At 67.2% G+C, this 11,657-nt stretch carries 9 protein-coding genes and 2 pseudogenes; 7 read left to right on the forward strand and 4 right to left on the reverse strand.

What is annotated here, in order from left to right; all coding sequences use genetic code 11:
• From PL79_RS13830 to PL79_RS13840, 3 genes and pseudogenes are all read right to left on the reverse strand, one after another.
• Complete coding sequence (locus PL79_RS13830; protein WP_082088627.1) at positions 1 to 1,560, reverse strand: recombinase family protein; 1,560 nt, start codon at positions 1,558 to 1,560, stop codon at positions 1 to 3.
• A gap of 30 nt (positions 1,561 to 1,590) precedes the next feature.
• A pseudogene (locus PL79_RS13835) lies at positions 1,591 to 2,389 on the reverse strand (magnesium chelatase domain-containing protein); the annotation flags it as partial.
• A 322-nt stretch (positions 2,390 to 2,711) separates the two neighbouring features.
• Entirely contained in the window at positions 2,712 to 2,963 is a 252-nt protein-coding gene (locus PL79_RS13840) for an accessory factor UbiK family protein (protein ID WP_006398174.1), read from the reverse strand.
• Between the two features lie 365 nt (positions 2,964 to 3,328).
• On the opposite strand from PL79_RS13840, the gene PL79_RS13845 reads away from it, so the two are divergent.
• From PL79_RS13845 to ptsP, 7 genes and pseudogenes are all read left to right on the forward strand, one after another.
• Complete coding sequence (locus PL79_RS13845; protein WP_006398175.1) at positions 3,329 to 3,667, forward strand: P-II family nitrogen regulator; 339 nt, start codon at positions 3,329 to 3,331, stop codon at positions 3,665 to 3,667.
• A 33-nt stretch (positions 3,668 to 3,700) separates the two neighbouring features.
• A pseudogene (locus PL79_RS13850) lies at positions 3,701 to 5,258 on the forward strand (ammonium transporter).
• Between the two features lie 241 nt (positions 5,259 to 5,499).
• Positions 5,500 to 6,789, forward strand: a complete 1,290-nt coding sequence (gene gshA / locus PL79_RS13855; RefSeq protein WP_044848231.1) for a glutamate--cysteine ligase — start codon at positions 5,500 to 5,502, stop codon at positions 6,787 to 6,789.
• Between the two features lie 25 nt (positions 6,790 to 6,814).
• The gene (gene gshB, locus PL79_RS13860; protein WP_044848230.1) at positions 6,815 to 7,771 is read left to right on the forward strand and encodes a glutathione synthase; all 957 of its coding nucleotides are present in this window, start codon (positions 6,815 to 6,817) and stop codon (positions 7,769 to 7,771) included.
• Between the two features lie 231 nt (positions 7,772 to 8,002).
• Positions 8,003 to 8,473, forward strand: a complete 471-nt coding sequence (locus PL79_RS13865) for a PTS sugar transporter subunit IIA (protein WP_044848229.1) — start codon at positions 8,003 to 8,005, stop codon at positions 8,471 to 8,473.
• A gap of 74 nt (positions 8,474 to 8,547) precedes the next feature.
• Positions 8,548 to 8,817: an HPr family phosphocarrier protein gene (locus tag PL79_RS13870; RefSeq protein ID WP_006752075.1), complete on the forward strand. Its 270-nt coding sequence runs from the start codon at positions 8,548 to 8,550 to the stop codon at positions 8,815 to 8,817.
• A 207-nt stretch (positions 8,818 to 9,024) separates the two neighbouring features.
• A complete protein-coding gene (gene ptsP / locus PL79_RS13875) occupies positions 9,025 to 10,797 on the forward strand; it encodes a phosphoenolpyruvate--protein phosphotransferase (protein ID WP_044848237.1) in 1,773 nt (590 codons plus the stop codon).
• Positions 10,798 to 10,897: 100 nt separating this feature from the next.
• Here the strand turns inward: ptsP and PL79_RS13880 are convergent, their stop codons facing one another.
• The gene (locus PL79_RS13880) at positions 10,898 to 11,650 is read right to left on the reverse strand and encodes a HesA/MoeB/ThiF family protein (protein WP_044848228.1); all 753 of its coding nucleotides are present in this window, start codon (positions 11,648 to 11,650) and stop codon (positions 10,898 to 10,900) included.
• Between the last annotated feature and the right edge of the window lie 7 nt (positions 11,651 to 11,657).

Below are 11,657 nucleotides of genomic sequence, written 5' to 3' on the forward strand. Positions count from 1 at the left end.
CTACGCCGGGACACCCGCTAGTGCGGGGTCCTGAGTCTCGTCAGTCTCCAGCCACTGATACGTGGTCCGCACCACGGCCCCGCTATGCGCGGTCATGACCAACATGCCGGTCTGGTAGTCGACCACCACCGAGGCGAATAGCTCGCGCAACGCGGTATTGGCCGCTGAGACCCCGCCGCCGTCGAGCGCCCCCCGGAGGTCTCCGAGGCGTGCCGCAAGGCTCCGAGTCCCGAGCAGGGTCCGCTTGCCCCTTATCGTCTCCTGCAATTCCTCCAACTCGGTCTCCAGTTCCCGGAGTCGCTTAGTGATCGCGGGGGAGCGGCCGACTGTCGCGAGCGTGTCGACCAGTTCCTCAATCTGATCTCCCAGGGCCATCGCGGTGGCGTCTAGTTTGGTGATCTCGTCCGCGAGACCTTCGGACCCGTACGCGGATAGGGACGCGGCGATCTCGTCATAGCTCGAGCGCACGGCGATCTCCACATAATCGAGCCGCACGGCCTTGTAATCGCACCCCGCGCCGCCCTTGGCCCGAGCGCAGACCAGATAGGGCTTGCCTGCCTTGGAGCCTCTGCCCTTGGTTACCCGGGTCATTCGTGAGCCGCACAGGGGGCAGACCGCCAGACCCGCCAACACGTTCTGAAGCGGCACCGCGCCCTTGGTCTTGGTGTTCCCCGAGGTTGCCTTCAATGCCTGGGCGCGGGCGAAGGTCTCCTGGTCGATCACGGCCGGGTAATAGTCCGGGACGGTGCCATGTGGCTGGCGTTGCGCCTTGCCGTCGACATGCTCCAGGGTGCGGGTAGTCAGCGTACCAATCACGGCGGGGTTCGTCTGAATCTTGTGAACATAGGACCCGTGCCATTGCTGGGCATGACCGAACGGGGCGATCCCCTCTTCATTGAACGTCCGGGCGATGGTCTCTTTCCCCTGGCCCTCCAGGGTGAGCGCGAAGACCCTACGGACCAGGGCGGCGCGGTCTTCGATCACTTCGATTCGACCGCGAGGCGAGCTATCGTCCTTGACCACCTGGAGCCAAGCGGGAACCTTGGACGTGAGAACTGCCCCCTCAGACTGGACCCTTGCCCGCTTGGCCGACCATGCCTGTTTGAGCCGCTTGGACTTGGTCAGCGATTCCTCATGAGCGCGGATCATGACCAGGAGCGACATGATCAGGTCGAGCGGGTTGGCGTCAATCGCGGCCTTGCTGTACACCTTGCCGTCCCCGAGGGTCACCAAGGTAACGCCCTGGCTCACAATGCGCAGGAACAGGGTTTGAGCGTCAGTGGCGACGTTTCTGGAGATGCGGTCCAGGGATTCAACCAAGAGGTAGCAGTTCGAGTCTATATCTCCATCCTCCACGGCCCGTAAGAACAGATTGAGTGCCCCCGTGGCTGCGTTCTTGCCCCGAAAGGCTGACACGCCCCGGTCCGCAAACCGAAGTTCCGTGTCTAGCTCCAGGCCGTGTTGCTGCGCGTAGGCTTCGGCGAGAGCGGTCTGTCGGCGGAAGGAATCACCCTGGGCCTGCTCAGGGGTCGAGAACCGGAGATAGGAATAGGCTTTCATGCCGGGAGTATAATGCGGGTCCTACCAACACACCATCAGCATGTGGTGCCCGCCCGCGGCGGCGACTTCGAGCGCGCGCCGGGCGCCGCGCTGGCCGACGACGTCCGCGAGATCGGGGCGGCCGGCGCCGCACGCCGTCGAGGCCGGGCGCCTCGACCGGCGCGAGCCGGCATCCGGCGCACCGGCCAGATGCGCGCACAGCGCGGCAGATCGGGCGCGCCGAACACGGTGACACCGGGCACCAGCGCGGCCTCGGCCGCGCTGTCGAGCGGCAGGTACAGCTCGGGCGGACGGGCTGCGGCCGCCGGCCCGGACGGCGCGACGGCCGCGGCACAAGACCCGAAGCCCGCGCGGGCCCGCGGCGGCGGCCGAAGCCGGATCCGGTCTCCGCAGCGCAGGACCCGAAGCCCGCTCCAGTCGCCGCGACGCGCCAGTCCCGTGCCGCGCCGCACGCCATCGCGAACGCGCCCCGCATCGGCCGCAGCGCGCCGGTCAGCGACAGTTCGCCCGCGAATTCGCGGCCGGCCAGCGCGTCGGCCGGGAGCTGGCCGTTCGCGGCGAGGATGCCGAGCGCGATCGGCAGGTCGAAGCGGCCGGACTCCTTCGGCAGGTCGGCCGGCGCGAGATTGACGGTGATGCGCCTGACGGGGAAGTCGAATCCGCAGTTCTGCAGCGCGGCGCGCACGCGCTCGCGGCTTTCGCGGACTTCGAGATCGGGCAGGCCGACGATCGAGAACGACGGCAATCCGTTGGCAAGATGGACTTCGACGGTGACGTCCGGCGCGCGGCCGGCCGCCGGCGCGCGACTGCGCACCACGGCGAGCGACATGGCGAGGCTCCTTTAAATGAATCGGACGGGCAACGGCCATTCGGGCCGCATGCCGCGGGAATCGGAGGAATCGGTGCGCGCTTGCCGGCGTGGCGCGGAAAAGAACGAGGAACGACGAACAGCGAAGCGCTAAAACAGCGAAGAGCGAAGAGCGAAGAGCGAAGAGCGAAGAACAGCGAAGAGCGAAGAACAGCGAAGAACAGCGAACAGCGAAGAGCGGGGGATTGCGAGGAACGACGGAACGGCTGACCGGCCGACTTCGGATGTCAGGCGCGGGCCGCACGAGGCGGCCCGCGCCCGGACCTGTCGGTCGGGTTGGGCGTCAGGCCTGGGACGCTGCGAGCTTCTGCTCGAGTTCCGCGACGCGCTTCTCGAGTTCCTCGAGACGCACGCGGGTGCGGGCGAGCACCTGTGCCTGCGTGTCGAACTCCTCGCGCGTGACGAGATCGAGCTTCGAGAAGCCTTGCGACAGCATGGCCTTCACGTTGCGCTCGACATCCTTGGCCGGCGAGTTTTTCAGCAGGTCGCTGACGCGCGACTGCAGGTCGTTGAAAACATCGCTGGGTTGCTTCATGAGATTTCCTTCCTTGCACAAAAAGTGTGCATCTTCAGTTGCGTACGTGCCCATGATGCACGCATGACCGGAAATGGTGCGCGCGTGGCGCGAATTCCGGGCATGGCGCCCGCATGGGTGAATGGCCCGGAGATCCGGGACGTGCGTGCACTCTAGCAATGATCCTTTCGGCGCGCCAGCAAACCTGGGCCACGTTGGCCATTCGGCCGGGCTTTCGCATCTTTCCGTACCTTTCAGCACGCGATGCAACCCCGTTTCGGAGCCGTTCGAGGCGGTGCTCGCGCGAACATGGCATGCGAGTTGCTGAGGAGAGACGGTCACACCATTCCAACCAATTCGACGGGATCAACCTGCGAGAGGACTCCATGAAACTGATTACCGCAATCATCAAGCCGTTCAAGCTCGATGAGACGCGCGAAGCGCTCTCCGCGCTCGGCGTCTCGGGCATCACGGTCACTGAGGTGAAAGGGTTCGGGCGCCAGAAGGGGCACACCGAGCTGTACCGGGGCGCCGAATACGTGGTCGATTTCCTGCCGAAGATGAAGATCGAGGCGGCCGTGTCCGACGATCTCGTCGACCAGGCGGTCGAGGCGATCGAGCGTGCGGCCCGCACCGGCAAGATCGGCGACGGAAAGATCTTCGTCACGCCGATCGAGCAAGTGATCCGGATCCGGACCGGGGAGACCGGCGCAGACGCGCTGTAACAGACCAAGACAAGCGACAAGAGGAAACCCGAGATGCGCAAACTTCTGATGTCCCTGCTGATGGCTGGCTCGCTGATCGCGGCTGGCGTCGGTCCGCGCTCGCCGACGACGCGGCCTCCGCCGCGCAGCGTCCGCGCCCGCCGCCACGGCGTCCGATGCATCGGCAGCCGCGGCTCCCGCCGCTTCGGCGCCGGCCGCCACCGACGCATCGCACCTGCCGCTGCCGCCGCACCCGCTTCGGGCGCCGCCTCCGACGCATCGGCCGCTGCGCCGCCACCCGCTTCGGGCGCCGCCTCCGACGCATCGGCCGCCGCGCCGCGTCCGCGCCGGCGCACCCGCCGCCCCGACCGAGCCGTTCTCCGTCGATTCGTCGAAGATCAGTGCCGGCGACACCGCGTGGATGCTGACGTCCACCGCGCTCGTGCTGTTCATGACGATCCCCGGCCTCGCACTGTTCTACGCGGGCATGGTCCGCAAGAAGAACGTGCTCGCGACCGTGATGCAGAGCTTCGCGATCACCGCCGCGATCACGGTGCTGTGGACGGTGGTGGGCTACAGCCTCGCGTTCACGCCGGGCAACGGCTTCATCGGCGGCCTGTCGCGCGTGTTCCTGCACGGCATGAACTACATCAAGGGCGACAAGGCGACCACGCTGACCGTCAGCCATCTCGCGACGACGATTCCGGAATCGGTCTACTTCGTCTACCAGATGACGTTCGCGATCATCACGCCGGCGCTGATCTGCGGCGCGTTCGCCGATCGCATGAAGTTCTCGGCGATGCTCGTGTTCATGACGCTCTGGTCGCTGATCGTCTATGTGCCGATCGCGCACATGGTGTGGGAGCCGACCGGCTGGCTGTCGGCCGACGGCGTGCTCGACTTCGCGGGCGGCACGGTGGTGCACATCAACGCCGGTATCGCGGGCCTCGTGTCGTGCCTCGTGCTCGGCAAGCGCGTCGGCTACGGCCGCGAATCGATGGCGCCGCACAACCTGGTGCTGACGATGATCGGCGGCTCGATGCTGTGGGTCGGCTGGTTCGGCTTCAACGCGGGCTCCGCGGTCGCGGCCGACGGCCGTGCCGGCTTCGCGATGCTGACCACGCAAGTGGCGACCGCCTGCGCGGCGCTCGGCTGGATGTTTGCGGAATGGGTGGCGAAGGGCAAGCCGTCGGTGCTCGGCATCGTGTCGGGCGCGGTCGCGGGTCTCGTGGCGATCACGCCGGCTGCCGGCTTCGTCGGCGTCGCCGGTGCGCTCGTGATCGGCATCGCGGCGGGCGTGATCTGCTTCTGGTCGGCCACGTGGCTCAAGTCGAAGCTCGGCTACGACGATTCGCTCGACGCGTTCGGCGTGCACGGCATTGGCGGGATTCTTGGCGCGCTGCTGACGGGCGTGTTCGCGGTCAAGGACATCGGCGGCGCCGACGGCAGCCTGCTGCTGCAGGCGAAGGGCGTGCTGATCACGCTGGTCTACAGCGGCGTGCTGAGCTTCGTGCTGCTGAAGCTGATCGACCTGACGATTGGCCTGCGCGTGTCCGAAGAGGAAGAGCGCGAGGGCCTCGACGTGATCCTGCACGGCGAACATGTCGAATAAGTCACAAGGATGACGGCGGGCCGCCGCGCAGACGGCGCCCGCCACGAATGAGCGCAGCGACTTCGGCCCGCCACCCGGCGGGCTTTTTTTCTCCTGCCGCGTGCTGCCGTAGCGCATAACCCTTCAGGCTATCGGGTCAATAGCCGAAAACTTCCTCCATATCCTTGTGAAGCCGGGAACAATCCCCAAATGGGCAAGGCAATTGCTCTACAATCTTCATTCTCCCGCTCGCGAGTGATTCATGGTTCCCCACCTCGTTACCGCGTTGAACGGTCCGCTGCTCGAGCTCGAGCAGAAGATCCTCGACGCGACGCCTGCGATCGAACGCTGGTTCAGGCTCGAATGGCAGGAACACACCCCGCCGTTCTATTGTTCGGTGGACCTGCGCAACGCCGGTTTCAAGCTGGCGCCCGTCGACGCGAACCTGTTCCCCGGCGCGTTCAATAATCTGCCGTCCGAAGTGCTGCCGCTCGCCGTCCAGGCCGCGATGGCCGCGATCGAGAAGATCTGCCCGGACGCGAAGAACCTGCTCGTGATTCCCGAGCTGCCGACCCGCAACGCGTTCTACCTGGAAAACGTCGCGCGGCTCGCGACGATCATGCGCCAGGCCGGCCTGAACGTGCGCTTCGGCTCGCTCGACCCGAGCATCACCGACATGACGCCGATCACGCTGGCCGACGGCCAGAAGATCGTGCTCGAACCGCTCGAGCGTTCGCAGCGCCGCCTCGGCCTGAAGAATTTCGATCCGTGCTCGATCCTGCTGAACAACGACCTGTCGGCCGGGATTCCCGCCGTGCTGGAGAACCTGCACGAGCAGTACCTGCTGCCGCCGCTGCACGCGGGCTGGGCCGTGCGCCGCAAGTCGACGCACTTCTCGTGCTACGACGACGTCGCGAAGAAGTTCGCGAAGATGGTCGGCGTCGATCCGTGGATGGTGAATCCGTATTTCGCGCACGTCGAAGGCGTCGACTGGCAGGCGCATGAAGGCGAGCAGGCGCTCGCCGACGCGATCGACGGCGTGCTGAAGAAGATCGCGCGCAAGTACCGCGAATACGGCATCAGCGAGAAGCCGTACGTCGTCGTGAAGGCCGACGCGGGCACCGCCGGGCGCGGCGTGATGACCGTGCACGACGCGGCCGAGATCGGCCGCATGTCGAAGGCCGAGCGCGCGCAGATGGCCGAGTCGAAGGCCGGGCTCGCGGTGCGCGACGTGATCGTCCAGGAAGGCGTCTACACGTTCGAGCGCGTCGGCGACGAAGTTGCCGAGCCGGTCGTGTACATGATCGACCGCTACGTGGTCGGCGGTTTCTACCGCACGCACGGCGGCCGCGAGCGCGACCAGAACCTGAACGCGCCCGGCATGCACTACGTGCCGCTCGGCTTCGAGCACACCGCGCTGCCGGATGCCGGCGCGAAGCCGGGCGCCGCGCCGCCGAACCGTTTCTACATGTACGGCGTCGTCGCGCGCCTGTCGCTGATCGCGTCGTCGATCGAACTGGAAAAGACCGATCCCGAAGCCATCCAGGTGTAACGGCTTCGCTACGTACAGGACCCGCATGGACATTCTCTTTATCGCCGACCCGCTCGAGCGCTTCAAGATCTACAAGGATTCGACCTACGCGATGATGGCGGAGGCCGCGCGGCGCGGGCATGCGGTGTACGCGTGCCAGCCGCACCAGCTCGCATGGACGGGCTCGGGCGTCGAGGCGGACGTGCAGCGCGTGACGATCGTCGGCGACACGGCCGACCTGCATCGCCATCCGTGGTTCGAGGCGGCCGCGCACGAATCGCGTCAGCTGACGTCGTTCGACGCGGTGCTGATGCGCAAGGATCCGCCGTTCGACATGGAATACGTGACGGCCACCTGGATGCTCGAGCTTGCCGAACGGGCGGGCGCGCGCGTGTTCAACAAGCCCCAGTCGATCCGCGATCACTCGGAGAAGCTCGCGATCGGCGAGTTTCCGCAGTTCGTCGCGCCGACGCTCGTCACGCGCGACGCCGCGCGCTTGCGTGCGTTCCATGCCGAGCATGGCGACGTGATCGTGAAGCCGCTCGACGGCATGGGCGGGATGGGCGTGTTCCGCGTGAAGGCCGACGGGATGAATCTCGGCGCGATCATCGAGATGCTCGGCCACGACGGCACGCGCTCGCTGATGATCCAGAAGTTCATTCCGGAGATCACGGCGGGCGACAAGCGCATTCTGCTGATCGCCGGCGAGCCGGTGCCGTATTCGCTCGCGCGGATTCCGCAGGGCAGCGAGGTGCGCGGCAATCTCGCCGCGGGCGGGCTCGGCGTCGCGCAGCCGCTGACGCCGCGCGACCGCGAGATCGCCGCGACGCTCGGGCCGGTGCTCGCCGCGCGCGGGCTGCTGCTGGTCGGGCTCGACGCGATCGGCGACTGGCTGACCGAGGTGAACGTGACGAGCCCGACGTGCTTCCGCGAAATCATGGAGCAGACGGGTTTCGACGTCGCCGCGATGTTCATCGACGCGCTGGAGCGGGCGGCCGCGTAGCCCGCTTTCCGCGCAAGCCCGGCGGCGGCCGCGCAGGCCCCCCGTCGCCGGAGCGGTTCGACCGGCCTGCTACAATGCCCGCTTGCCCGGTGCCGCGACCAGCGCGCCGAAGGCCCGGCGGTCGGGCCGAAACCGTTGCAAGGCTGAACATGAAACGTTTCCCATACTCGCTATGCTCGTTGCCCCGCTGCGGGGCGTCGGCCCGCCAAGGGCGGCCGGGGGCAGTCTGACATGGCCGGGATTCTGATCATCGCGCACGCGCCGCTCGCCACCGCGCTGCGGGACTGCATCGCGCACATCTACGGCGGCGTGCCCGCGCGCATCGGCTGTATCGACGTGCTGGCGGACAGCGACCCGACCCAGGTGATGGCGTTCGCGCACGCGGAGCTCGCGCGGCTCAGGGAAGAGAACGGCGTCGTCGTGCTGACCGACATGTACGGCGCGACGCCCGCGAACATCGCGGGCCAGCTCGCGAAGCTCGACAACGTGCGCGTGCTGGCGGGCGTGAACCTGCCGATGCTGGTGCGCGCCGTCTGCTACCGTACCGTGCCGCTCGACAAGCTCGTCGACAAGGCGCTGTCCGGCGGCGCGAAGGGCGTCCACGAGGTGTCTGCCGGCACGCCGCCGCCGCCTTCGGAAACCGGCTGCGGCCAGTGCGCGCCGATTCCGCCCGAGCCGCAACCGCGCACCGAATCGCACTGACCGTCCCGTTTTCCGTTTTAGACCGACCCGCCGACGCACGTCGCCGGCGGCCTCGACCGACCCGACCGAGAATCATGCTTCAACAAGAAACCACCATCGTCAACAAATTGGGGCTCCATGCGCGCGCATCGGCCAAGCTTACGCAACTGGCCGGCAACTTCCAGTCGGAAGTCTGGATGACGCGCAACGGACGCAAGATCAACGCGAAAAGCATCATGGGCGTGATGATGCTCGCGGCGGGCATCGGCAGCAGCGTGACGATCGAGACCGAAGGTCCGGACGAGCGCGAGGCGATGGACGCGTTGCTCAAGCTGATCGCGGACAAGTTCGGCGAAGGTCAGTGATCGGGGGGCTGCCCCGCGATCGTTGCCGTTTCGAAGCAGAATGCCGCGTATGTCGCGGCATTTTTTTCGTCCGTAGCATTGATGCGGAAATCGCAATGCTGCGCTGCATGCAGTCAGCACGGAGGTGCGGAATTTATAATCGCTAACCGGGGTCATAAGCGCATCGCAGCAGTGTGCCGCGGCTTTACATGTACAGAGGAGGTGCGCGTGTCCTTCACGCTGCATGGCATTCCCGTCTCACGTGGTATCGCGATCGGGCGAGCGTATCTGATCGCGCCGGCGGCGCTCGACGTCGCCCATTACCTGGTCGAGGCGAACCAGATCGACGCCGAGGTCGAGCGTTTCAGCACGGCGCGCGAGGTCGTGCATCGCGAACTCGAGGCGCTGCGCGCCGACCTGACCGACGACACCCCGACCGAAGTGGGCGCGTTCATCGACGTCCACGCGATGATCCTGAGCGACGCGATGCTCGTGCAGGAAACCATCGACCTGGTCCGCACGCGACGCTACAACGTCGAATGGGCGCTGACCGAGCAGCTCGAGCTGCTCACGCGCCACTTCGACGATATCGAGGATGAATACCTGCGCGAGCGCAAGGCCGACATCGAGCAGGTGGTCGAGCGCGTGCTGAAGGCGCTCGCCGGTGCGCCGTCGGCGTCGCAGGCGCTCGATCGCGCGGCCAAGAACGGTACGAACGAGATGATTGTCGTCGCGCACGACATCGCGCCGGCCGACATGATGCAGTTCAAGACGCAGTCGTTCCAGGCGTTCGTCACCGATCTCGGCGGCCGCACGTCGCACACGGCGATCGTCGCGCGCAGCCTCGGCATTCCGGCCGCGGTCGGCGTCCAGCATGCGAGTTCGCTGATCCGCCAGGACGACCTGATCATCGTCGACGGCGACCAGGGGATCGTGATCGTCGATCCCGCGCCGATCGTCCTCGAGGAATATTCGTACCGCCAGTCCGAGAAGCTGCTCGAACAGCGCAAGCTGCAGCGCCTGAAGTTCTCGCCGACGCAAACCCTGTGCGGCACGAAGATCGACCTCTACGCGAACATCGAGCTGCCCGACGACGCGAAGGCGGCGGTCGAGGCCGGCGCGGTCGGCGTCGGGCTGTTCCGCTCCGAGTTCCTGTTCATGCATCAGAAGGAGATGCCCGAGGAGGAGGAGCAGTTCGCCGCGTACAAGCGCGCGGTCGAGTGGATGAAGGGCATGCCGGTGACGATCCGCACGATCGACGTCGGCGCGGACAAGCCGCTCGAGGCGCTCGACGAAGGCTACGAGACGGCGCCGAACCCGGCGCTCGGCCTGCGTGCGATCCGCTGGAGCCTGTCCGAGCCGCAGATGTTCCTCACGCAGCTGCGCGCGATCCTGCGCGCGTCCGCGTTCGGGCAGGTGAAGATCCTGATCCCGATGCTCGCGCACGCGCAGGAGATCGACCAGACGCTCGACCTGATCCGCGAGGCGAAGCGCCAGCTCGACGACGCGGGGCTCGCATACGATCCGAACGTGCGCGTCGGCGCGATGATCGAGATCCCGGCCGCGGCGATCGCGCTGCCGCTGTTCCTGAAGCGCTTCGATTTCCTGTCGATCGGCACGAACGACCTGATCCAGTACACGCTCGCGATCGACCGCGCGGACAACGCGGTCGCCCACCTGTACGACCCGCTGCATCCGGCGGTGCTGCACCTGATCGCCTATACGCTGCGCGAAGCGAAGCGCGCGGGCGTGTCGGTGTCGGTGTGCGGGGAGATGGCGGGCGATCCGGCGCTCACGCGCCTGTTGCTCGGGATGGGGCTCACCGAGTTCTCGATGCACCCGAGCCAGTTGCTGGTCGTGAAGCAGGAGATCCTGCGCGCGCACCTGAAGGCGCTCGAGAAGCCGACGGCCGACGTGCTGGCCGCGTTCGAGCCGGAGGAAGTGCAGGCCGCGCTCAAGCGCCTGTCGGTCGCGGAACCGCGCGCGGACGCGGCCGCCTAGGCGGCGCGGACTGCGCGGCGAAACCGTCGCGCGCGTCGCGAAGGTAGCGAAACGTCGCGCATGCGCCGCCCGGCGCATGCGTTCATGCATCCCGCGCGCGTCAGTGCCGGCCCTGGCACACGGGGCAGTCGGCCTGGCGCGCGATCTTCATCGTCGTCCATTCCATCCGCAGCGAATCGAGCATCATCAGCCGCCCGTTGAGCGTCGTGCCGATCGCGCCGATCACGCGCAGCGCTTCGGCGGCCTGCATCGCGCCGATGATCCCGACCGTCGGCGCGAACACGCCCATCGTCGCGCACGCGACTTCCTCGAACGGCTGGTCCTCCGGAAACACGCACGCGTAACAGGGCGCGGCCGGGTCGCGGAAGTCGAACGTGCTGATCTGGCCGTCGAAGCGCAGCGCGGCGCCCGACACGAGCGGCACGCCGTGCGCGACGCACGCGCGGTTGATCGCATGGCGCGTCGCAAAGTTGTCGGTGCAGTCGAGCACGACGGTCGCCTGCGGCACGTGCGCGTCGAGCCATGCATCGTCGACGCGCGCCGCGACCGCATGCACGGTCACTTCGGGGTTCAGTTGCGCGAGCGCGTCGCGCCCCGATTCGACCTTGCTGCGGCCGACCGAGGCCGTCACGTGCAGGATCTGCCGCTGCAGGTTCGTGAGGTCGACCGTGTCGGCGTCGACGAGCGTGATCGTGCCGACCCCGGACGCCGCGAGATACATCGCGGCCGGCGAGCCGAGACCGCCGGCACCGACGACGATCGCATGCGCGTCGAGGAAGCGCTGCTGCGCCTCGATGCCGATTTCGTCGACGAGGATGTGGCGGGAGTAGCGGAGGAGTTGATCGTCGTTCATGGGGGAG

It is taken from the genome of Burkholderia sp. USMB20 (assembly GCF_000949135.2).
In the GTDB taxonomy this organism is placed as follows: Bacteria; Pseudomonadota; Gammaproteobacteria; order Burkholderiales; family Burkholderiaceae; genus Burkholderia.